The sequence below is a fragment of the Flavobacterium sp. GNP010 genome (assembly GCF_056428945.1).
On record NZ_JBWJVK010000032.1, the window covers coordinates 1 to 21,742 of the forward strand.

The following is a 21,742-nucleotide window of genomic DNA, read 5'->3' on the forward strand; positions in this document are numbered from 1 at the left end:
AACACAGGTTTCATTGTTCGGCTTGCAGCCGCAACGAAACCTTATCTGTTGTAGGTAGGTTTTTTAAATAACGAATTATGGAAGAAAAAGAAAAAGCAAAGAGTTTATATGATAAATTCTATAACAAAAATACTGTATGGATTGATGAAGAAAATTTTTATTCATCTCCAAAAAAAACAGTAGAATGTGCATTAATTGCAATTGATGAAATTTTAGAAAATGTCGATTATTTTTTTACTGAACTAAAAAAAGACGGGTTGCCCAATAAATTTACCGATGAAATAGAATATTGGGAAGTTGTAAAAGAGGAACTATTAAAATTATTACCTGCGTAACTTTGGCTACAAAGTTGAGAAAACTTACCTACAACTAGTATATATACGAAACAAACCTTCGTTTATACACCCATATTTGGGTAGATTGGCGAAGGTTTGTCTCGCTTTTTGTTTTTTCAAATATAGTAAATTTCTCTTATAAATCATCAAACGACTTTTAATTTGTTGAGTACTTTTCGTACTTAAAATATCGATGTTAAACACTACTGTATTTATTAAAATTGTATCTAAAATAAGTGCTGTTTCGTTTTATTTACAATAAAAATCGTATTAAGGCTTTATCTGAAACAAAAAAACATAAAAAAAACCATTGCCTTACTTTTTCAAGTCTTGCAATGGTTTTTACATTATAAAATAGAATAGTACTATTTCATTTTTTGCCTTTTTACAGGTTTTTCTGTAGCTTCGGTTTTGTTTTGAAGTACATAATTAGCTATTAGTTTTTCGATCAATTCGTCTTTAGTCAAGTGATGGAAAACCGTTTTTATTTTATTTTTTAAGTCTGGATTTACTTCATGGTTGGGTTTGGTTTTGAATATTTGTTTGGCCCATAATAAAGTATTGTTTTCTTCAATGCTAGCAACGGTAGGTTTTTTGAACTGGGTAAATTGTATTCCTAATTCTTTTTCGAAGTCGGCAATTTCAGCTACTTCTTCAGGTTGTAAAACCGTTAATGAAAGCCCCTTTGCTCCTGCCCTTGAGGTTCTTCCGCTACGGTGTACATACGCTTCATACACATCTGGTAAATGGTAATTGACTACATACGAGATTTCCTTAACGTCAATTCCTCTTGCAGCTAGATCAGTTGCTACTAAGATATTGATATGTCCTTCACGAAATTGCTCCATGATTCTATCTCTAATTCCTTGTGACAAACTTCCATGCAATGCACCTGATGAAAACCGATTAATCGCTAAGTTTTTGGCTAGTTTATTTACTGCTGCTTTGGTTTTGCAAAAAATAATACCACGTTCGCCTTCCTTAGAATTTAAGAAATGCATCAAAACATCTAGTTTTTCTATGGGATCTACCACAATATATTCGTGATCGATGCCTTGATTTCCTACTGTTTCCATGTTGGCACGCACTTCTACTGCATTTTTATGCAAGTAATTTTGAACCAATTGTTTTATCGTGCCCGGCATAGTTGCAGAGAACAGCATTGTCTTGTGCTCTTTGGGCAATTCGGCAATGATTTCGTCTAAACTTTCTTTTAGAATGGTAACCATTTCATCGGCTTCATCGAGCACGAGGAATTTAGTTTCTTTTAAGTTGATGGCTTTGCGCTGAATCAAATCGATTAAACGTCCTGGTGTTGCTACAACAATGTGCGTAGGCAATGCAAGTCTTTCGATTTGTGGTTTTATTGGGATTCCGCCGCAGGTTGCTGCGATAGAAATATTTGGAATGTATGTAGCAAATTGCTCTAAATTTCTAAAAATTTGATGCCCTAGTTCTCGTGTAGGAACCAAAATAACGGCTTGAACAACAGTAGTATTTGTATCTATTAATTGTAAAATAGGCAATCCAAAAGCGGCTGTTTTTCCGGTTCCAGTTTTGGCTAATCCCACTAAATCTGTAGTATTGGCCAACAATAGCGGAATGGTTTTTTGCTGAATCTCTGTTGGGATCACAATTTTCATTTCGGTAAGCGCTTGCACAAGTGGAGCTGAAATTCCTAAATCAGAGAATTGGTTTTGCATTTATTTGGATTTTATATTTTAAACAATATAGGTGTTGTAACGGGATTTTATAGCCCCGATAGCAGTGAAAATCCTTTGTAGTCCTGATTTTTTTCAGGACTATAAAGATTGCAACGAATAGCGGGATAAGCTCCAGAAGAATAAATTAATCTTCATCTGGCTCATTCATGATTTTTTCGCGGTATTTTTTCCCAGTTAACAATACCAGTTTCAACTTGTAATCGTCAACAAGCCACTCGCGGTAATTTTTACTGCATTGGCTCAAACATTTAGAATAGCGCTTGATGCGACAATCGATGTCATCTTCTAGCAATTTTCCTAATGCTTTGGCTTCTTGCAACGTATCTGAATTGTCTACGCACATGGCAGCGTGTTGTTCCAGCGATCGATCTAACACTTCCTTGGAGCGTAAATTTTGTTTGATGATGAGTTTGTGTTCTTCATCGACATCAAAAGTTACGACATCGGTTTTGCTGAATTTTGCACGTAATTCTGGTGGCATACTGTATTTAAAATACAATTCTATCTCTGTATCATCCCTTAAATTCTCTAAGTAAAACTCTGGAGATTTAAAAATGTGCTGCCAGTTTACGGGTTCGCTCCACAGGCCAAATCGGGCTGCATTATTCCCCAAATCGATAACGCTAAAAGTATCTTTATTGGGTAATTTTCTGGAACCACGACCAATCATTTGGTAATACAACGTTAATGATTTTGTGGCTCTATTTAATATGATGGTTTCTACAGTAGGCTCATCAAAACCTGTAGTTAAAATTCCTACTGATGTTAAAATAGCATCTGGCGTGTGCTTGAACCAATGTAAAATATCTTTTCGTTCCTCGTTATTACTGGTGTTGTCTAAATGACGAATGGCATAACCGGCTTCTCTAAACGTTTCATACACGTATAAAGAAGTGTTGATTCCATTATTGAAAATTAAGGTTTTCTTGCCCAATGATTTTTCTGTGTAGGCATGCAATAATTTTTCCTGCATGGCCATATTGGTGTACAAATCATCAGACGATTTTACGGTGTAATCTCCATTGATTCCTACTTTTAAGGAAGTCAAACCTACATCATAGCTATAGGTAACGGCTTTCGCCAAAAATCCGTTATCGATCAAAGAACTGATGGTGTCTCCTACGATTAATTCGTCATAGCTTTCGTGCATCGGCAGTTTGATATTTGAACTCAACGGAGTTGCGGTAACTCCTAATATAAAGGCATTCTTGAAGGAGCTTAATAATTTTCTAAATGAGTTGTAATGTGCCTCATCGATGATTACTAAACCTACATTGTCTAAATGTAGTTTTTCATCGTTGATTCGGTTTTTCAAGGTTTCTACCATGGCAACAAAACAAGAATAATCGTTTTGGTCTGGAAGTTCTTTTACTTTACTGTTGATGATTTTGTTTTTTACATCAAAACCTTTCAACATTTTTGAAGTTTGCTTGCACAACTCAATTCGGTGTGTTAAAACAACTACTTTTTTGTCATGTTGGGATAAATACCGACGAACGATCTCAGAAAACACTACTGTTTTTCCGCCTCCAGTAGGCAATTGGTATAACAAATGGTGTTGTGGAGGTGCATTGTCTATGCGCTCAAAGATGGCATCGATATCGCCTTTTTGGTACGCATAAAGTTCTTTTTTGTCTTCGATTTCTATTTCTAACGTGTTTTGGGACATTGCTTATTATTGGATTTTTGCAAAAATACGCCTAAAAAACAGTTTAACGGGCACTTTTAAGTAAAAAAAAAGGGGAAGGATTAAATAAAATTGAATTATGTAGCAGCGTGGTTTGAAAAATAGTTAAGTATTTGGCCTAATCCAACTACAAACAGTAAAATTATTAAACATATAAGTCATAGAAGCATTAAAACTTAAATGACCTTATTATTCCCTAAGTTATAGTAGCCTAACAAAATAAAACCTAAACTTATGTGACTTATATGTTAAAAAAAATGAGACAATGTTTTATTCGTATTGCTTAATTAGTAATGATTTTTCGGCCTAACTCTGTTTTTTTATATTAGAGTTAACAAAATACCTTTTTGTAAAATAATTCGAATCAATTTTTCTACACGGTTAAATTTACAATTGTTTGATTGAGAGCTTTAATATTCCAATCGCTCTAAAACAGCATTGAACTCCGGCTCGTTGTACCATTTTTGAACTAGTGTTTCTTCGTGAATGGCTTTTAATCGGGGTTTAAATTCGGATAGAATTCCGTTAGCAATTAAAAAAATAACTGCTTGTTCAAAGGAATTGAACATACTCTTGAAAAACAAATCGTTTTTGATGGTATTCTCTGAAGCAAAGGTTTGAGCGATCTCTACGTTATACAGCATCACATCGGCTATTACAAAAGGGTCTACTCCCAAACTGATAAAATGTTTGATGTATTTTTGAGCCACAGAACGCCTCATTTTCGGCCGGCTTCGCCTTCCTGTTTTCTTGAATGGGAAATATTCATGAGAGATTTTGAGTTTGCATTCCTTTAAAAGGGATTCTTCCTTTGGATTAAAAACAAAATCATAATAGACTTTAACGGGACTGAATTTCTCATACAATTCGATGATTTGTGCTTCGAGTTGTTCTTTGTTTAATTCCGATACATATTTTTTTAAATCGCGTTTGCTCATTATCAAAGTTTAAGAATACAAAAGTAATTTACTTTAGGAATCCATGCACCGAAAATCAATGATAATACTTAATTTTGTACATAATCACAAAAAAACAGAAAATGCTTAAGATTTTTAAGGTTACGGCGCTCGTAGAAGGAATATCTGCCTTGTTATTATTTTTCTTTGCAATGCCAATGAAATATTTTTTTAACGACCCCATTTATGTAAAACAAATAGGAATGGCTCATGGCGTTTTGTTTACGGCTTACATTGTTTTGGCTACTATTTTAAAATTTAGTGAAAAGTGGGATCTTAAAAAGTATTTTATAATATGTATCGCGTCTATTCCTCCTTTTGGCACTTTTTATGTAGATAAAAAATATTTGAAAAATGTATAACTACATCGAAACAATATTTACTTTTTTATATCCCATATTTAGAAAATGGGGATTAGGAAGTAGCAGTGCCTCCTATCTTAGCTTACTGATCAATAGCCTTATTTTGTATGCGTTGGCTTATGTTATCTATATTATTTTTCGTTTTATATTGGTAACCATTTTGGCTGTGGTGGCACAAAAAACAAAAACTAAGTTTGATGATTTGCTGGTTTCCAATAAAACGGCAAAGTATATTGCTTATCTTATTCCGTTGCTTTTTATTTACAAAGCAGTTCCCATAATTTTAGATCGATTTGAATATTGGGAGGGTGTTTTTGGGAAACTTGTTGGTATTTATATTGTGCTATTGGTTTTATGGATTATTCGTACCATTTTTAATGCGTTGCGTGATTATTTAAAACTAAAACCTCGCTACAGCGATAAACCCATAGACAGTTTTATTCAGGTTATCATGATTGTGCTTTGGGCCGTAGGGATCACGGTAATTATTTCGAAGTTGTTTGATATCAATCAAAAAGAACTTTTGACGATTCTGGGAGCAGTTTCGGCAGTTATTATCTTGATTTTTAGAGATACCATTTTGGGATTTGTGTCGAGCGTACAGGTGTCCATCAATGACATGGTTCGCATTGGGGATTGGATTACGATGGATAAATTTGGTGCCGATGGTGATGTTATCGAAATCAACTTGGCTACTGTAAAAGTTCGTAATTTTGACAATACCACCACTACAATTCCTACGTATAGTTTGAGTTCAGATTCGTTCCAAAACTGGCGCGGAATGCTGAATTCTGATGGGCGACGCATCAAAAGACATATTTTGATTAAAACCAGTAGCATTCGATTTTTAGAAGAAAATGAACTGAAAGATTTGAAAAACATTCACTTGATTTCGGATTATATTGATTCACGAAAATTAGAAATAGACGCATACAATACAACTCATAAAATTGATAAATCTATCGCTATTAATGGTCGAAATTTGACAAATCTAGGCTTGTTTAGAAAATACATCACCGAATATTTATTTCATTATCCCGAATTAAATAAGGACATGTTAATGCTTTGTCGCCAGTTGCAATCTACGGCTCATGGCGTTCCCCTTGAAGTGTATGCGTTTTCACATGACAAACGATTTGAAAATTATGAGTACGTTATGTCTGATATTTTCGATCATATCATTGCTTCGGTCCGCTATTTTGATTTAGAGATTTTTGAATTGGGTATGGATACCGACTTAGAGCAATAAAATGTGTTGTTTTAGATTGCAATTTATTTATAAGTTTTATTCGAGCTATTGTGTTGCAATGTGTGATTTTCTCTAGATAAAGCAAAATAAAACGCAATATCAAGGCCAATTGTTTTCGATTATAAATAGCGAAAATTTTTAATCAAAAGAAACTGAATCTTAAGTTTTGATTTGTTTTTTTCTTATTTTTAATGAAAAATAATGAACACACGCGATACGTTTTTAAAAGATTTTCGAGGACAAGCAATTGGATCCGTAACCCAGCAATCTTCTAGCGAAGAATCGTTTCAAAATGAGGTTTTAAGGCCTATTTTGAAATTACAAAATGATTTATTTCTTGCTGTATTCAGCCATTACATCACAAAAAGCAAGGTCGATTTTTACAACTTTACGATCGAAAAAAAATTAGCTTTTATAGAACATGCTATTCAAAAGGACAGCAAATTTAGAAGTGCTTTTAAGGGAATGGTACTCGCATTATTCACCATCGATGAGTATTTGGAATATATAAAAAATGCTTCTAATTTAAACAAACGAATGATGAGCATGTTGATAGAGCGTTTTAAAAGTCAGGTGCAATTGTTTGATAAACCTGCTAGATAGATAAGTGTATTTATCTTTCAATCAATGTTTTGATGTACAATTATAAAAAAAAGGCTCAAACTTAAATTAAGTTTGAGCCTTTTTTTTTAGTATTTAGGTTTATTTTTTAATGATTTTTTGTTTGTATTCTTGTCCGTTTTCAAATAAAATTTGGATAAAATAGAAACCATTATTTATAGTACTAAGATCAATACTGTTGTTATTTGCTTTTCCAGATAGAACAACTTTTCCGTTTGCAGACAAGATCTGAAAATCTAATGCTTTTGAACTTGAATTGATTTGCAATGTACTGCTTACAGGATTTGGGAATACAAAAACCGAAGTGGTTTCTGGTGTAATTTCGGTTTTTGAAGCTATTCTGGCAGTGCTAGCTCCCCAAGTATAGGAATATCCATTTGTTTTGTTTAATAAATCTGGAGTCTGATTTGCAGTTCCGCTAGACCCATTATTGAAAATCAAATTAACAGATGTAGGACCTGTTATAGTATATTTATAAAACCCATTCACATCTGCTACCATAGTAATACCAGGCCAAGTTGTACCGGCAACACTTCCAGCCGGAACGGCATTCCAATAATGAACTTTTGGTGCTCCAGTCCAAGTCGTTGGCGGTTTAAAATAAACGGTTAAAGTAGGTACTGAGACAAAAGTATACACTTCCGATTTTACTGCCGAAGATGTCCCTGCTGTATTCACAACCAATGCTTTTATGGTAGTATTTGCAGTAATTGCGAGCGTTTTTGTCCCAATAGCAGATAGAGAAGATGTTGTAGGTGTTGTACCATTTAAGGTATAATAAATAGTTGACGTATTTACATTCGCAGTCAATACTACATTAACAGTTGCTCCTGTAGTAAAGGTTCCTCCAGCAGGTGAAATGGTTAAATTTGGTGTAACAACAGGACATCTTTTTAAAGGCTCCGCATTTAGCCAAGCAGCATCGTAATATTTGATTCCAGCAGTTGCCGTAAGATCGACTGTTTTTAAAGTACCGTCATTAAATTGCAAGTTTGTCGCGCTTACCGTCGATGGAAAAGTGAATTTGTACCAATCACCACAATCTTTAGTCATTGCTATTCCTGGCCAAGTTATCGCTGTTGCAGTACCAGTTGTACCCCAATAGTAAATTTTAACTGCTGCATTCCAATTTGTTGGTTTCTTAAAGTAAACCGTAAATGTAGTAGGTGTTGAAAAAGTATAAACTTCGGTTTTAGTGGCTGAAGAGACTCCTGCTGTATTTTTGACAAACGCTTTTACAGTTGTATTAGCAGTAATAGCTAAGGTTTTTGTGCCAATCGCAGAAGTTGATGCAGTTGTTGGAGTTGTTCCGTCTAATGTGTAATATATAGTGGATGTCGAATTGTTGGCAGTCAATACAGTAGATACAGTTGAACCAGTATTAAATGTTCCGCCCGCTTGAGAAATTGTTAAACTCGGAACATCAACAACAGTTCCTTTATCCCAAATTGCAAAACCTGTTCCAGATAATTTCAATGTCCAACCTGTTCCAGAAGGAGACCAATTATCTGATCCTAATTTCATTGCTACTTTGTTGTCAATAATAGCTGCATATAGATTATTTGATGCAGCAACAATGTTTAAAATAGAAGTGCTACTTAATAAATTGTCTTTTCTTATTTTAATCATTGCATCTATTTGCGACTTAATTCCCCAATCAAAATAGTGAGGCCACCAAACCATAGGTGTTCCAGGATGAGTAAGGATATAAGCATACCCTTTTGCAACATGATCTCCAGGGAAAATCCAATGATTTTGTCCATAAGGAGCAGGTCCAGTATCGTGATTATCCAAAAAAGTAACTGCATTTGATGCCCAAACCCCAATTAAACCAGAAGCTTTTCCAGTACCGTCATTTAAGTAGCTTAAATTGTTTTGATTGAATGCATCTTGCAATGTTTTTTTGGTTGCAAAATCAAAAGCAGTTGAAGCAGCAGTTGTAGTTCCTGCCTTAGTATAATCCAACCATTTTATAATTCTATTTCGATCTCCTTCTAATAATTCTCCTACTGAGAAATAAGGATTGGTAGCATCATTGTATTCTTTTATATACTTACCATCATATCCATGAACAAAGTCATAACGCCATCCATCAAACCCAATATCATTTTTCAACCAATTCATCCATGTTTTGATACCATTACGAACTTCAACATTCGAATGATCGATGTCTCTTCCAGCAGTGAACAAACCAGACTCTCCAGGTGATTTTAATCCTGCAGCAACTGGATCATAATCTGTGTTTCCTGTTCCTTTTTGACCAGAGGCACTAATGTTTGAATTATTGCATATAGACCAAGTTTGTGTCGGCGTATTCCAAGAAGGAGTCGAGAAATCATACCATCCTGTAACTCCTCCACGGTGATTTATCACAATGTCGGCTATTACCTTAATATTTTTTGCATGTAAGTCTGCAATAAGAGAAGCCAATTGTACTTGTGTACCATGTGCATTATTCAAATCATACCAAACGGTTGGAATATATCCCATCCCACCTGTTGATTTACTGGGCGGAGGTAGCCAGATGGCGTCAAATCCAGCTGTTTGTAAGGTTGATGAATTACTTTTAATTACCTCATACCATTTGGTTGTAGATGCATCAGTAGTCCAGTGAAAGCCCTGCATCATTACTTCTTTTCCTGTAGCTTTTGTTTGTGAAAAACCTAAAGAATATAATAATAAAAAAAAGAGCAACAATAAATAATTTTTTACTTTCATAAGTTTGTTTTTTGGTTAATTTTAGTTAATAATTTATGAAATTAATATTTTATTTATATAATTTTTGCTATTCTTATTATTTATATTTTGCTTTTTTAAAGTTGTTACAACTCTATCGTTGTAGTGAAGTTGAATGTTAATAAATTATTACGAAATCGATTAAGCATTTGAATGTTACTAAACTAAAAATAGAATAATTTGATTTATTTTTGAATTGTATATCCTAACAGATTTAATCAAAAATTATACTTCAAACACTTTAATTTTAAACAAAAAAAGCTCAAACTTTTGTATTGTTTGAGCTTTTTTAAACCAATACTAGTAAAACAAGGTTCTTTTGTTTTTAAATATTTAAATTGTAAAATTCTTATTTTACAATCTTTTTATTCAAAACATAGAAATTAGGATCCAATACAACACTTTCAATCTTTGTAGAGTTGTTAAATTCAGACCATTCTGATTTTGGATTCAAACTAACTTCTTTGCCATTTAGAGTCACTTTAACAGGCATATTAAAACCAGCAACACTATTTGTCCAACGGTATTTTAAAGTATTACCATCCAAATAATATTCTAGTGTTGGTATTCTGGTATCTCTCAAATACTGATTAAAAACCATTGACAAATCAATTCCTGCTTGCTTGCTTAAATAATCCTCAATTTGCTTGGTCGTTACCGTTTGATGGTAAAAAGTACTATTTAAACCCCTCAATATTGCTCTCCATTTTTCATCATTATTCACTAATTGACGTATAGTATGCAACATGTTTGCACCTTTTGGATACATATCTCCTGAACCTTCATTGTTTACATCGTATGTACCAATGATAGGTTTGTCATTCTCAATTATATTTCTATGACCTCTAACATAAGTATATCCAGCTTCCTTTCCGTAGAAATATTCTAAAAAGAGACTCTCAGAATAATTGGTAAAACTCTCGTGAATCCACATATCAGCAATATCTTTATAGGTAATGTTATTAGCAAACCACTCGTGTCCCGATTCATGAATAATGATAAAATCAAATTTCAATCCCCAACCGGTTCCGCTTAAATCACGTCCCAAATACCCATTTTGAAATTTATTTCCGTACGTAACACTACTTTGATGTTCCATACCTAAATACGGTGCTTCCACTAGTTTGTAACTGTCCTCATAGAATGGATACGGTCCAAACCAATGTTCAAAAGCTTTCAACATCCTTGGTACATCTTGAAAATGTTTTTTGGCTTTCGCCAAATTGTCTCTGAGAACATAATACGTACAATCTAAAGTGCCTTTTTCGCCTTTGTATTTTTCTGAAAACGTAACATAATCTCCGATGTTGATGTTTACTCCATAATTATTGATGGGATTAGATACATACCAATTATAGGTTTTAGTGCCGTCTTTCAAGGTTTTTACACTTTGTAAGCGACCGTTAGATACATTGGTTAAATCACCAGGAACATTCACACTTATTTTCATGTTTTCAACTTCGTCATACATGTGATCCTTATTGGGCCACCATACACTTGCTCCCAAACCTTGACAGGAAGAAGCAATAAAAAGTTTTCCGTTTACGTCTTTTTTCCATGTTATCCCTCCATCCCATGGCGGATTTACAGCTACTTTAGGTTTTCCATTATAAAAAATTTTAATCTCTTTTATGGCCCCTACATCTTGTTTTGAAAGCAGTGTTATAAAAAATACATTGCCTTCTCTTTTGTATTTTAAAGCCACACCATCTTGCGTAACCTTGGTAATTCCCATCGGGTTTTGCAAGTCAATTTGCATTACATTATACGGTTGTACTACTTTATATTGAATAGTGTTAGAGCCTGTTATTGTGCTGTCTACAGGATTTATTTTAATGTCCAGATGATACCTTTTTACATCCCACCAAACTCTTTCTTTTGTAATACTCCCTCTCAAAGAATCTTGACGCGTAAAATTACTTTCGAACTTGTTTAGAAGTCCTTGCGCTTGAATTCCATTAGAGATTAAAAATGCAATTAATAATGGTTTTAGATACTTTTTCATGTGTTGAAAATTATTGTTTTTTTATAAATCTCATCTAATTCGCATATTGGTATTGTAGTTTGTAACCTATGAAACGTAATCTTCATTTTATGGATTAGATAATTTTAACCAAAACTATGTACTTTTTTTATTTATTGGTACTAAAAAAAGCCCAATAGCAATTTATTTTGCTCTTGGGCTTAAGTGTTTCATAAATTGTTTTATCGTTTAAAATTTCAGTTTTTTAATGAGACCCAAAACACAAAAGTTTTTTTATTTCTGACGACTTTTCAATACATCCACTACATCATTTATTTTGAATCCTTTGGCTTGTAATAAAATTAAATAGTGAAACAATAAATCAGCACTTTCACTCAAAAACAAATCATCATTATCATCTTTGGCTTCGATAACAACTTCAATAGCTTCTTCACCTACTTTTTGGGCTATTTTATTAATTCCTAATTGAAATAAAGAAGCAACATAACTCTTTTCAGAATCAGCTTTTTCTCTTCGGGTTTCGATAGTTTGCTCTAAGTGAGAGATAAACCCATAATCATCTTTATTCTCTGTTTGCCAGCAAGTATCTGCACCCGTATGACATGTCGGGCCAACTGGCTTTGCTTGTATCAATAAAGTGTCACCATCGCAGTCATTTTTTATATCAACCAAGTTTAAAAAGTGACCACTCTCCTCCCCTTTTGTCCAAAGTCTTTGCTTAGAACGGCTAAAAAAAGTTACTTTTTGTGTGTCAATAGTTTTAAGATATGCTTCTTCGTTCATGTACCCCAACATCAAAACGGCTTTCGTCTCGCTATCTTGAATAATGGCTGGAATTAAGCCGTCTGTATTTTTTGAGAAATCTATGTTCATGTTTTTTAAGTATTAAGTTGTAAGGCTTAAGTAGTAAGGCTTAAGTAGTAAGTCTTAATTATTAAGTATAACGTTCAAAGGTAAATAAGCAAATCAATACTTAATAACTCATAATTAATAATTCATACTTAAAATTTATGCCTTAATTTAAATTCGTACTTCAATATTGTTATTTTTAAGAGCTCCTTTTAATGTTTTAATTTCAATTTCTTTAAAATGAAATACACTTGCCGCTAAGGCTGCATCGGCTTTTCCATCAATGAATGAATCTACAAAATGCTGAATGTTTCCCGCACCTCCTGATGCAATAATTGGAATATTAACCAGCTCCGAAAGTCTAGCCAAAGCCTCATTAGCAAAACCATTTTTAGTTCCGTCATTATCCATCGAGGTGAATAATATCTCACCTGCACCACGTAGCTCTACCTCTTTTGCCCAATTAAATAAATTCAGTTCGGTAGGTACTTTTCCACCCACTAAATGAACAATCCACTGACCGTCAATTTGCTTGGCATCGATAGCGACTACAACACATTGGCTTCCAAATTTTTGTGCCAAATCATTAATCAACTGCGGATTTTTAACAGCCGATGAATTGATGGATACTTTGTCGGCACCATTTTGCAATAAAACATCAACGTCTTTGACAGAGGAAATTCCGCCACCAACTGTAAATGGAATATTAATAGTTGCAGCTACTTTTCGAACCAAATCAATTAAGGTTTTCCTGCGTTCTTCGGTTGCCGAAATGTCTAGAAAAACCAATTCATCAGCTCCTTCATCCGAATATATTTTCGCCAATTCAACAGGATCGCCTGCATCACGTAAATCTACAAAATTGACACCTTTTACGGTTCTTCCGTTTTTTATGTCTAAACAAGGGATTATTCTTTTTGTTAACATCTAAATTAAATATAAAGTTGTAAGGATTAATTATTAAGTTTTTTTGATATTGTTTTTAGAAGTAATAATTATGCTTTTAATTAATTTCAAAACTTCTACTCCGTCTTTGTTTAAACTTAAAAATTCTTCATTTGAAATATAGTTTGTTGCTTGTAAGAGTTCTAACCAATATAAAGTTTCATCTGCTTCTTTTTGAGAAATACCCATTTTATGAATAAAATCAGCTTTACTTTCTGCATTTTTAGCTTCTCTGATGTTTGCGCCTACAGAAGTACCTGAACGTAAAATTTGTTTACTCATTACATATTCGCTTCTGCTAATTAAGGTTTTGTATAAATTAACAATTCTAATAGCAAAAGAAAAACTTTTTATTCTTATTACGTCCTCACTCATAATTAATACTTAATAATTCATACTTAATATATAATTTTCCAACTGTTTCAATGAAATTCGTCCTTCGTAAATGGCTTTGCCAATGATTGTTCCTTCGCAACCCAATTCTGCTAGTCTTGGTAATTCATCAAAAGTAGAAATTCCTCCTGAAGCAATCAGTTTTATTCCTTTGGCTTCTGCCAAAATTTTAGCATACAAATCAAACGATGGTCCTTCTAGCATACCATCTTTAGCAATATCAGTACAAATTACGTACTGAATCCCTTTATTTTGATAGTCTTGAATAAAAGGAATCAAATCTTCATTTGAATCTTCTAACCATCCTGAAACCGCTACTTTTTCATTATTCGCATCTGCTCCCAAAATAATTTTATCCGCACCATACTCCGTAATCCATTTTCCGAATAATTCTCTATTTTTCACCGCAATACTTCCTCCAGTAATTTGATTGGCACCACTTTCAAACGCAATTTTTAAATCGGAATCAGCTTTTAAACCGCCGCCAAAATCAATTTTTAGACTTGTTTGTGTTGCAATTTGTTCCAATATTTTATAATTCACAATTTGGCTTGATTTTGCTCCATCCAGATCAACCAAATGTAAATATTCAATTCCGTGCGCTTCAAATGATTTCGCCACTTCCAGTGGATTTTCATTGTATATAATTTTGGTGTTGTAATCTCCTTTGGACAAACGGACACATTTTCCGTCGATGATATCTATTGCTGGTATTATTTTCATTATAATTAGTCTTAAAGTTTGAAAGTCGAAAGTCTAAAAGTCTCAACTTAAAGTTTTAAAAAATTTGCTAAAATTTGTTCGCCAACATCACCACTTTTCTCAGGGTGAAATTGTGTTCCGTAAAAATTATTTTTCTTCAATGCTGAGGCATATTCTACTTCATAATTTGTGGTAGCAATGGCATCGGGGCAATTTGGTGCATAAAAACTATGTACTAAATACATGTATTCCTTTTCAGAAATTCTTTTGAACAAATCCGATTTCAAATTATAAATTTGATTCCACCCCATTTGTGGCACTTTTACTTTTGGAGTAAATTTTACCACATCTACATCAAAAATTTCCAAACCAGCAGTATTTCCTTCTTCTGATTTGTTGCACATCAATTGCATACCCAAACAAATCCCTAAAACAGGTTGTTTCAAAGTAGGAATTAATACATCTAGACCACTATCGATAAGCATTTTCATTGCAGAACTTGCTTCACCAACGCCCGGAAAAATCACTTTATCGGCCGCTTTTATTTCCTTCCAATCGTTACTAAGTACTGCTGTAAAACCCAATCGCTCTATGGCAAACATGATGCTTTGAATATTTCCGGCTCCGTAGTTTATAATTACTATTTTCATTTAACTTTTGTTTCAAGTTTCAAGTTTAACGTTTAAAGTTGCTCGAGTCAACCTGAAACTTTAAACTTGAAACAATTTTAAAGCATACCTTTTGTACTTGGTAAAATCATTTTCTCTGTATCTCGTTTTACGGCTACTTTTATTGCTTTTGCGAAAGCTTTAAAGATCGCTTCAATTTTGTGATGTTCATTGGTACCTTCAGCTTTTATATTGATATTGGCTTTGGCACCATCTGAGAACGATTTAAAAAAGTGAAAAAACATTTCGGTTGGCATTTTACCTACCATTTCTCGTTTGAATTCGGTTTCCCAAACCAACCAATTTCTGCCTCCAAAATCAATAGCCACTTGTGCCAAACAATCGTCCATTGGCAAGCAAAAACCATAGCGTTCTATACCTAATTTATTCCCTAATGCTTTTGCAAAAACTTCTCCAAGAGCAATAGCGGTATCTTCAATAGTATGGTGCTCATCGACTTCTAGATCTCCTTTTACTAGAATTTCCAAGTCCATTTGTCCATGACGCGCAATTTGGTCTAGCATGTGATCAAAAAAAGCAATTCCGGTTTCAATTTTACTTTTCCCAGTTCCGTCAAGATTTAAATTGATGTAAATATCAGTTTCATTCGTCTTTCTCGAAATGGTTGCTGAACGTTCTTCTAATTTTAAAAACTCGTAAATCGTTTTCCAATCTGTAGTTTGTAAGGCAATAACCGAGTCTAATTCTTCTCTTTTTGAAGCTATTTCGTCACTTCCCAAGCCTTCGTCGGTATTGATAAAAATCCCTTTTGCACCAAGGTTTTTAGCTAATTCCACATCTGTAATACGGTCTCCAATTACGAATGAATTTTGCAAATCGTATGCTGGATTATCAATGTATTTAGTTAATAACCCTGTTGCTGGCTTGCGTGTAGGAGCATTTTCATGTGGGAACGTTTTATCAATTAAAACCTCACCAAAAATAACGCCTTCATTTTCAAAAGCTTTCATCACCAAATTATGCACGGGCCAAAAATTCTCTTCGGGATGCGAAGCCGTTCCTAAACCATCTTGATTGGTTACCATAACCAGTTCAAAATCCAATTCTTTGGCAATTTTACCTAAATATTGAAAAGCATTTGGATAAAACTCTAATTTTTCAAAACTGTCTAATTGGTAATCGTTTGGTTCCAAAACCATCGTTCCATCACGGTCTATAAAAAGTATTTTTTTCATTAAAAAAGGTTTAAAGTTTAAGGTTTAAAGTTGTTTTAATACCTCAATTAATTTTTTATTTTCTTGTTCTGTTCCTACCGTCAAACGCAAAGTATTTTCGCAAAGTGCTTGTGTAGTTCTATTCCGAATTACAATTCCTTTTGCAATTAATTCAGCGTATCTTTTATTAGCATCATCCACTTTTACTAAGATAAAATTAGCTTCTGTAGGATATATTTTTTGAACAAATTTTACATCAAGTAAAACTTGAAGTAATTCTTCTCTTTGCTCTATTATTGATTTTATTTCAGCATTTATTTTATCTTTATTATCTAATCTTTCTAAAGCTCTTTTTTGCGTGAGTTCGTTTACATTGTATGGTGGTTTTATTTTACTTAAAACCGAAATTACTGCGGTAGAACCGTAACAAACCCCCAATCGGATTCCAGCTAAACCGTATGCTTTTGAGAGTGTTTGCGTAATAATCAAATTAGGATATTCATCTAATTCATTGATCCAACTGTCCTTTTTAGAAAAATCAATATAAGCTTCATCAATAACCACCAACCCTTTAAAGTTTTGCAAAAGATAGGCTACACTCTCATCTGAAAACGAATTCCCAGTTGGGTTATTTGGCGAACATAAAAAAATCATTTTGGTATTGGTGTCAACTGCTTCCATAATTTTCTCAATCTCTGGCTGAAAATCTTTGGATAAAAGTACTTCTCTATTTTCGACTGCGTTCAAATTAGCCAAAACACCATACATTCCGTACGTTGGTGGCAATGTGATTACATTATCTATTTTTGGTTCACAAAATGCTCTAAAAAGCAAATCAAGTACTTCGTCGCTTCCATTTCCTAATAAAATCTGATTTGATTTGACAAATTTTTGCTTTGCCAAAACCGCTTTTACATTTATTTGCTGTGGATCTGGATATCTATTTACGCCATTTTCAAACGGATTTTCATTGGCATCCAAAAATATCATTTCGGCTGTGTCAAAATCCTCAAATTCGTCTCTAGCAGAAGAATAGGGTTTCATGTTTTTTACATTATCCCGAATCAAATTATTTATATCAAAACTATTTTCCATCTTCAATTGCTTTTAATCGTAATGTAACTGCATTTTTGTGTGCTTGTAAACCTTCGGCTTCAGCCATAATTTCTATAGTTTTACCAATAATTAGAATCCCTTTATCAGAAATTTTTTGGAACGTCATTGCTTTTGTAAAACTATCCAGATTTACACCGCTATAGTTTTTTGCATATCCGTTGGTTGGTAAGGTATGATTGGTACCAGAAGCATAATCTCCTGCGCTCTCCGGTGTATAATTTCCTATAAAAACAGAACCTGCATTTTCTATTTCGTCAATATAAAAATCATCGTTGGCAGTGCATACAATAAAGTGTTCTGGTCCGTATTCATTGATTAAATCTAAAGCAATTTGATCATTTTCGACAAAAATTAATTTGGAGTTATCTATAGCTTTTTCAGCAATTTCTTTACGTGGTAATAGCTCTATTTGAAGTTGAATTTCCTCTTCAACGGCGTCAATCAGTTTTTTAGAGGTTGAAACTAAAATAACCTGACTGTCTGCTCCGTGTTCTGCTTGCGATAGTAAATCGGATGCTACGAAAGCGGGAACCGCAGTATCATCAGCCACAATCAATAATTCTGACGGGCCTGCTGGCATATCGATTGCCACGCCAAATTGTGTAGCCAACTGTTTTGCAACGGTTACAAATTGATTTCCTGGACCAAATATTTTATATACTTTGGGAATCGTTTCTGTACCAAATGTTAATCCTGCAATAGCCTGAATACCTCCTACCTTTAAGATCTTTGTAACTCCGCATAAATTTGCTGCAAACAAGATGGCAGGATTTATGTTTCCGTTTTTATCTGGTGGAGAGCATAAAACAATCTCTTTACAACCTGCAATTTTAGCAGGAACTGCAAGCATCAGTACCGTTGAAAACAAGGGCGCTGTTCCTCCGGGAATATATAAACCTACTTTTTGAATCGGTCTTTTTTCTTGCCAGCAATTTACGCCTTCGATCGTTTCAACAGCAACGCGTTCTGTTTTTTGAGCCGTGTGAAATTTGGTTATATTTTCTTTTGCTAATGCAATCGCTGCTTTTAATTCATCTGAAACAATTGCAATAGCGGCATCAATCTCCTCTTTTGAAACTTCGATTGTGTCAACTGCAACTCCATCAAAAAGCGACGTATATTTGGCGACAGCCTCATCCCCTTTTTTTTGAACTTCCTTGAAAATTTCTTTTACAGTAGCTTCAATATCATCTACCGTTTTGGTAGGTCTTTCTAAAATACTAGACCACGTTTCTGGTTTTGGATTGTATATTTTGTTCATTGTATTATTTTTAACCGCAAAGTTCACAAAGGTTTTCGCAAAGTTCGCAATGAATTTTTACTAAAATAAGTTATACTTTTAAGTTCTTACAGCACCATTTTTTCAATTGGGCATACTAAAATTCCCTCAGCACCAGCCTCTTTCAACTGATCGATAACATCCCAAAAGGTATCTTTATCAATTACAGAGTGAACGCTGCTCCAACCTTCTTGTGCCAACGGCAAAACAGTTAAGCTACGTAAAACTGGAAGAATTTTACCAACTGCTTCAATCTTATCATTAGGAACGTTCATCAAAATGTATTTTGATTTTCTAGCTCTTAAAACAGATTCGATTCTGAATTTTAACGTGTCGATAATTTTTTGAGATTCGGGACTTACTTTTGGAGAAACAGCCAAAACTGCTTCACTTTTAAAAATAACTTCCACTTCTTTTAAATTATTTTTAAACAACGTACTTCCGCTAGATACAATATCTACAATAGCATCAGCAAGCCCAATGTTTGGTGCAATTTCTACCGAACCTGAAATTTGGTGAATGTCAACCGTAACGCCTTTTGAATTAAAGAAATCCAGTACCGTTTTAGGATAGGATGTAGCTATGCGCATTCCGTCAAGATCCTTTACAGAGTTGTACTCAAATGCTTTAGGTACAGCAACAGATACTTTGCATTTTGAAAAACCCAATTTTTGAATAACCTCAATATTTCCGCCTTTTTCAACCAATAAATTATCACCAACGATAGCAATATCTACTACGCCATCCATCAAATATTGTGGGATATCTGAATTTCTTAAATAGAGAACTTCAAGTGGAAAGTTAGATGCTTCGGCTTTTAATTGGTCTATTCCGTTATCAATGGAGATACCAGCATCTTTTAGAATTTGAATGCTATCTTCGTTTAAACGACCTGATTTTTGAATTGCAATTTTTAATGTACTCATTTTTTTGTTTTTGTTTTTTTTAGAATGATAATGTTTGAGTACAATTTGAGGTAATAAAAAACCCGTTTGATGTACTCAAACGGGTTTTTAAATATGATGATTTACATGCATACCATTAACACATCGCTTGAGAGCAATAATGAAAATGATGATGATGTAATTGTATTGTAAACATTTTATGTTTTTGAATTTGATGCAAAGATAAAGGATTAATTATTTATAATCCAATTCTAAATATAACTTATTTCTTAAAAATTGTGAATTTTAATTGTTTTCACTTTTAATTTTAGAATTTCTTGGAGATGTTTCCTCTGCACTGCCCGTCGTCTTTAAATAATTTTCTCTAATTTCTGTATGGCGAATTTCCCCACCTGAAGTTCCTACCAATGTGGACACATAAACTGCTGGAATCGCAACAATAACTGCTACCACAGAAATAAATTTTGCCTTAGCATGATTTTTAATATTTAGAATTATTCCTAAAACAGAAATTGCGCCTAGTAAATACAATACTATTGCTAATTTTTCTGCTAATTCCTCATGTTCGTGAATAATTGCTTTTCCTATTCCAGGGAAATCTTCGACCATTTCCTCCGCTCCTTCGCCGGTAAACATACTAAAAAAGCCAAAAATAGCTGAAATTACAAATAATACATAAGCTGTATTTTGTACGGATTTGTTCTTGAGAACTAAGCTAGCGATTAAAATTCCGAGTCCAAGGATTGTTCCACAAATAGGGAAATGGTTTACAAATAGGTGTACGTGTGCGTCATTCATTATTTTAAAGTTTTAGTTATTATTTATTATTGATTTAAAATTTTAAAAATATTATCCTACCAAAGAAACGCCTATCCAAGAGCCAATTCCATACGTAATTGCGGCGGCGACCAATCCAAAAGAAACCTGTCTAAATCCAGAAAATAAAATACTTTTTCCCGTTAGTAAAGTGATAGCGGCTCCAATCCCAAAAAGCCCCACAACACTGCTTCCGACACTTAACAAAACAGCATCTTTTCCGTCTAAAAACATAAAAGGATATAATGGAATAATCGCTCCGATAGCAAAAAGTACGAATGATGCTGCTGCTGCTTCCCATGCTGATCCGCCTAATTCTTCTTTGTCAATTCCTAATTCCTCAGTGATAATGGCATCAATCGCAGTTTGCGGATTTTCAAATGCTTTATCTGCCAATTTTTGTGCTTCGACCGCATTCATTCCTTTGGCTTGATACAATAAAACCAATTCTTTTTTCTCTTCTTCGGGAGAAGCTTCCAATTCTTCTGTTTCTAAATTAATTTGGCGTTGGTTTAATTCTCGAGAACTTTGCACCGAAAGCCATTCACCTAATGCCATTGATATAGCACCTGCCAAAAGTCCTGCAATTCCGGTCAACAATATTGTATCATTAGAAACGGCTGCTCCTGCAACTCCCATGACCAAACTCATGTTAGAAACCAATCCATCATTGGAACCCAAAACCGCTGCTCGCAAAGCATTTCCTCCTACGGATTTATGGCGACTTTCAAATTTAGACAACAACCCACCAGAAACATTTAGAGCCGCATTATTATTTACAGCCTCAATAATATTTAGGTGATTGTGTTCAAAACCGGTTGGTTTTTCACCCGTTTTAATTTTGTTTCGAACCGTATTTTCAGCAAACTGTTTTTCTATTGAAGATAACGAGCTAATTATGGAACTATAACCGAAAATTTTACCCAACTTCAATTGAAATTTTGCTCTACTAGATGGCAAAGGCATTTTGAAATTCGGTTCTATTGTATGCACTTTATCTAACATGTGTTTCGCATGTCCCTTCTCTATTTCTCCTAAGCTTAGTAAAACTCTAGAAAGATTTTCATCAGATTGAATGGCAGCAATACTATCATACAAAAAGGCGGTATCAACCTCTGTTTGCAACTGATCTTTAAGTTTATTCAGGTCCATTTTGTCTTATTTACTTTTTCAAATTAATAATTTTACAGATCACTATTTTTACATTATTCATTGTACTAATGTAAAGATTTTCATTTAA

20 protein-coding genes are annotated in these 21,742 nt (G+C 33.8%); 4 read left to right on the forward strand and 16 right to left on the reverse strand.

All coding sequences use genetic code 11. The features are described 5' to 3' along the window. The first annotated feature begins 77 nt into the window (after positions 1-77). The gene (locus tag AC061C_RS12605; protein ID WP_478291458.1) at positions 78-335 is read left to right on the forward strand and encodes a hypothetical protein; all 258 of its coding nucleotides are present in this window, start codon (positions 78-80) and stop codon (positions 333-335) included. 365 nt (positions 336-700) lie between these two features. Here AC061C_RS12605 and AC061C_RS12610 read toward each other — a convergent pair whose 3' ends face one another. The 3 genes from AC061C_RS12610 to AC061C_RS12620 all read right to left on the reverse strand — a co-directional run bounded on the left by AC061C_RS12610 (position 701) and on the right by AC061C_RS12620 (position 4,684). Further along, entirely contained in the window at positions 701-2,038 is a 1,338-nt protein-coding gene (locus AC061C_RS12610; RefSeq protein WP_478291459.1) for a DEAD/DEAH box helicase, read from the reverse strand. A gap of 145 nt (positions 2,039-2,183) precedes the next feature. Next, the gene (locus AC061C_RS12615; RefSeq protein WP_478291460.1) at positions 2,184-3,728 is read right to left on the reverse strand and encodes a DEAD/DEAH box helicase; all 1,545 of its coding nucleotides are present in this window, start codon (positions 3,726-3,728) and stop codon (positions 2,184-2,186) included. A gap of 428 nt (positions 3,729-4,156) precedes the next feature. Continuing rightward, positions 4,157-4,684, reverse strand: coding sequence for a DUF6155 family protein (locus AC061C_RS12620; protein WP_417985595.1), 528 nt, complete (start codon positions 4,682-4,684; stop codon positions 4,157-4,159). Between the two features lie 101 nt (positions 4,685-4,785). Here AC061C_RS12620 and AC061C_RS12625 point away from each other — a divergent pair, with 101 nt between their 5' ends. The 3 genes from AC061C_RS12625 (at position 4,786) to AC061C_RS12635 (ending at position 6,916) form a co-directional block, all read left to right on the forward strand. Then, a complete protein-coding gene (locus AC061C_RS12625; RefSeq protein WP_478291461.1) occupies positions 4,786-5,064 on the forward strand; it encodes a DUF3817 domain-containing protein in 279 nt (92 codons plus the stop codon). Then, positions 5,057-6,313 carry a mechanosensitive ion channel family protein gene (locus tag AC061C_RS12630; RefSeq protein ID WP_478291462.1) on the forward strand — a complete coding sequence of 419 codons (1,257 nt, stop codon included), beginning with the start codon at positions 5,057-5,059 and terminating at the stop codon, positions 6,311-6,313. Before AC061C_RS12625 ends, AC061C_RS12630 begins: the two co-directional genes overlap by 8 nt. A 201-nt stretch (positions 6,314-6,514) precedes the next feature. Then, entirely contained in the window at positions 6,515-6,916 is a 402-nt protein-coding gene (locus tag AC061C_RS12635; RefSeq protein ID WP_478291463.1) for a glyoxalase, read from the forward strand. Positions 6,917-7,015: 99 nt separating this feature from the next. On the opposite strand, the gene AC061C_RS12640 is transcribed toward AC061C_RS12635, so the two are convergent. The 13 genes from AC061C_RS12640 to AC061C_RS12700 form a co-directional block, all read right to left on the reverse strand. Next, positions 7,016-9,652 (reverse strand): starch-binding protein, encoded by a 2,637-nt coding sequence (locus AC061C_RS12640; protein ID WP_478291464.1) that lies wholly within the window; start codon positions 9,650-9,652, stop codon positions 7,016-7,018. Positions 9,653-10,019: 367 nt separating this feature from the next. Further along, positions 10,020-11,675, reverse strand: a complete 1,656-nt coding sequence (locus tag AC061C_RS12645) for a M1 family metallopeptidase (RefSeq protein WP_478291465.1) — start codon at positions 11,673-11,675, stop codon at positions 10,020-10,022. Positions 11,676-11,927: 252 nt separating this feature from the next. Further along, positions 11,928-12,527: a bifunctional phosphoribosyl-AMP cyclohydrolase/phosphoribosyl-ATP diphosphatase HisIE gene (hisIE, locus tag AC061C_RS12650; RefSeq protein ID WP_478291466.1), complete on the reverse strand. Its 600-nt coding sequence runs from the start codon at positions 12,525-12,527 to the stop codon at positions 11,928-11,930. Between the two features lie 147 nt (positions 12,528-12,674). Next, a complete protein-coding gene (hisF, locus tag AC061C_RS12655) occupies positions 12,675-13,430 on the reverse strand; it encodes an imidazole glycerol phosphate synthase subunit HisF (protein WP_478291467.1) in 756 nt (251 codons plus the stop codon). 33 nt (positions 13,431-13,463) lie between these two features. Continuing rightward, positions 13,464-13,823, reverse strand: coding sequence for a four helix bundle protein (locus AC061C_RS12660; protein ID WP_417977841.1), 360 nt, complete (start codon positions 13,821-13,823; stop codon positions 13,464-13,466). Positions 13,824-13,832: 9 nt separating this feature from the next. Further along, positions 13,833-14,564: a 1-(5-phosphoribosyl)-5-[(5-phosphoribosylamino)methylideneamino]imidazole-4-carboxamide isomerase gene (gene hisA / locus AC061C_RS12665; protein WP_478291468.1), complete on the reverse strand. Its 732-nt coding sequence runs from the start codon at positions 14,562-14,564 to the stop codon at positions 13,833-13,835. A gap of 47 nt (positions 14,565-14,611) precedes the next feature. Next, positions 14,612-15,193: an imidazole glycerol phosphate synthase subunit HisH gene (gene hisH / locus AC061C_RS12670; RefSeq protein WP_478291469.1), complete on the reverse strand. Its 582-nt coding sequence runs from the start codon at positions 15,191-15,193 to the stop codon at positions 14,612-14,614. Between the two features lie 77 nt (positions 15,194-15,270). Continuing rightward, positions 15,271-16,407, reverse strand: coding sequence for a bifunctional histidinol-phosphatase/imidazoleglycerol-phosphate dehydratase HisB (gene hisB, locus AC061C_RS12675; protein ID WP_478291470.1), 1,137 nt, complete (start codon positions 16,405-16,407; stop codon positions 15,271-15,273). A 24-nt stretch (positions 16,408-16,431) separates the two neighbouring features. Then, positions 16,432-17,481 carry a histidinol-phosphate transaminase gene (gene hisC, locus AC061C_RS12680; RefSeq protein WP_478291471.1) on the reverse strand — a complete coding sequence of 350 codons (1,050 nt, stop codon included), beginning with the start codon at positions 17,479-17,481 and terminating at the stop codon, positions 16,432-16,434. Further along, positions 17,471-18,763: a histidinol dehydrogenase gene (gene hisD, locus AC061C_RS12685; RefSeq protein WP_478291472.1), complete on the reverse strand. Its 1,293-nt coding sequence runs from the start codon at positions 18,761-18,763 to the stop codon at positions 17,471-17,473. The genes hisC and hisD overlap by 11 nt, the downstream gene beginning before the upstream one ends. An 86-nt stretch (positions 18,764-18,849) precedes the next feature. Further along, the gene (gene hisG / locus AC061C_RS12690; protein WP_417969690.1) at positions 18,850-19,707 is read right to left on the reverse strand and encodes an ATP phosphoribosyltransferase; all 858 of its coding nucleotides are present in this window, start codon (positions 19,705-19,707) and stop codon (positions 18,850-18,852) included. A 264-nt stretch (positions 19,708-19,971) separates the two neighbouring features. Next, on the reverse strand, positions 19,972-20,484 hold the full coding sequence (locus tag AC061C_RS12695) for a hypothetical protein (RefSeq protein WP_478291473.1): 513 nt from the start codon (positions 20,482-20,484) through the stop codon (positions 19,972-19,974). Positions 20,485-20,535: 51 nt separating this feature from the next. Next, complete coding sequence (locus AC061C_RS12700) at positions 20,536-21,654, reverse strand: VIT1/CCC1 transporter family protein (RefSeq protein WP_478291474.1); 1,119 nt, start codon at positions 21,652-21,654, stop codon at positions 20,536-20,538. Positions 21,655-21,742 lie beyond the last annotated feature (88 nt).

Coding starts and splice junctions, on each gene's coding strand:
- AC061C_RS12605 (WP_478291458.1), top strand. CDS start 78: ATGGAAGAAAAAGAAAAAGCAAAGAGTTTATATGATAAATTCTATAAC.
- AC061C_RS12610 (WP_478291459.1), bottom strand. CDS start 2,038: ATGCAAAACCAATTCTCTGATTTAGGAATTTCAGCTCCACTTGTGCAA.
- AC061C_RS12615 (WP_478291460.1), bottom strand. CDS start 3,728: ATGTCCCAAAACACGTTAGAAATAGAAATCGAAGACAAAAAAGAACTT.
- AC061C_RS12620 (WP_417985595.1), bottom strand. CDS start 4,684: ATGAGCAAACGCGATTTAAAAAAATATGTATCGGAATTAAACAAAGAA.
- AC061C_RS12625 (WP_478291461.1), top strand. CDS start 4,786: ATGCTTAAGATTTTTAAGGTTACGGCGCTCGTAGAAGGAATATCTGCC.
- AC061C_RS12630 (WP_478291462.1), top strand. CDS start 5,057: ATGTATAACTACATCGAAACAATATTTACTTTTTTATATCCCATATTT.
- AC061C_RS12635 (WP_478291463.1), top strand. CDS start 6,515: ATGAACACACGCGATACGTTTTTAAAAGATTTTCGAGGACAAGCAATT.
- AC061C_RS12640 (WP_478291464.1), bottom strand. CDS start 9,652: ATGAAAGTAAAAAATTATTTATTGTTGCTCTTTTTTTTATTATTATAT.
- AC061C_RS12645 (WP_478291465.1), bottom strand. CDS start 11,675: ATGAAAAAGTATCTAAAACCATTATTAATTGCATTTTTAATCTCTAAT.
- hisIE (WP_478291466.1), bottom strand. CDS start 12,527: ATGAACATAGATTTCTCAAAAAATACAGACGGCTTAATTCCAGCCATT.
- hisF (WP_478291467.1), bottom strand. CDS start 13,430: ATGTTAACAAAAAGAATAATCCCTTGTTTAGACATAAAAAACGGAAGA.
- AC061C_RS12660 (WP_417977841.1), bottom strand. CDS start 13,823: ATGAGTGAGGACGTAATAAGAATAAAAAGTTTTTCTTTTGCTATTAGA.
- hisA (WP_478291468.1), bottom strand. CDS start 14,564: ATGAAAATAATACCAGCAATAGATATCATCGACGGAAAATGTGTCCGT.
- hisH (WP_478291469.1), bottom strand. CDS start 15,193: ATGAAAATAGTAATTATAAACTACGGAGCCGGAAATATTCAAAGCATC.
- hisB (WP_478291470.1), bottom strand. CDS start 16,407: ATGAAAAAAATACTTTTTATAGACCGTGATGGAACGATGGTTTTGGAA.
- hisC (WP_478291471.1), bottom strand. CDS start 17,481: ATGGAAAATAGTTTTGATATAAATAATTTGATTCGGGATAATGTAAAA.
- hisD (WP_478291472.1), bottom strand. CDS start 18,763: ATGAACAAAATATACAATCCAAAACCAGAAACGTGGTCTAGTATTTTA.
- hisG (WP_417969690.1), bottom strand. CDS start 19,707: ATGAGTACATTAAAAATTGCAATTCAAAAATCAGGTCGTTTAAACGAA.
- AC061C_RS12695 (WP_478291473.1), bottom strand. CDS start 20,484: ATGAATGACGCACACGTACACCTATTTGTAAACCATTTCCCTATTTGT.
- AC061C_RS12700 (WP_478291474.1), bottom strand. CDS start 21,654: ATGGACCTGAATAAACTTAAAGATCAGTTGCAAACAGAGGTTGATACC.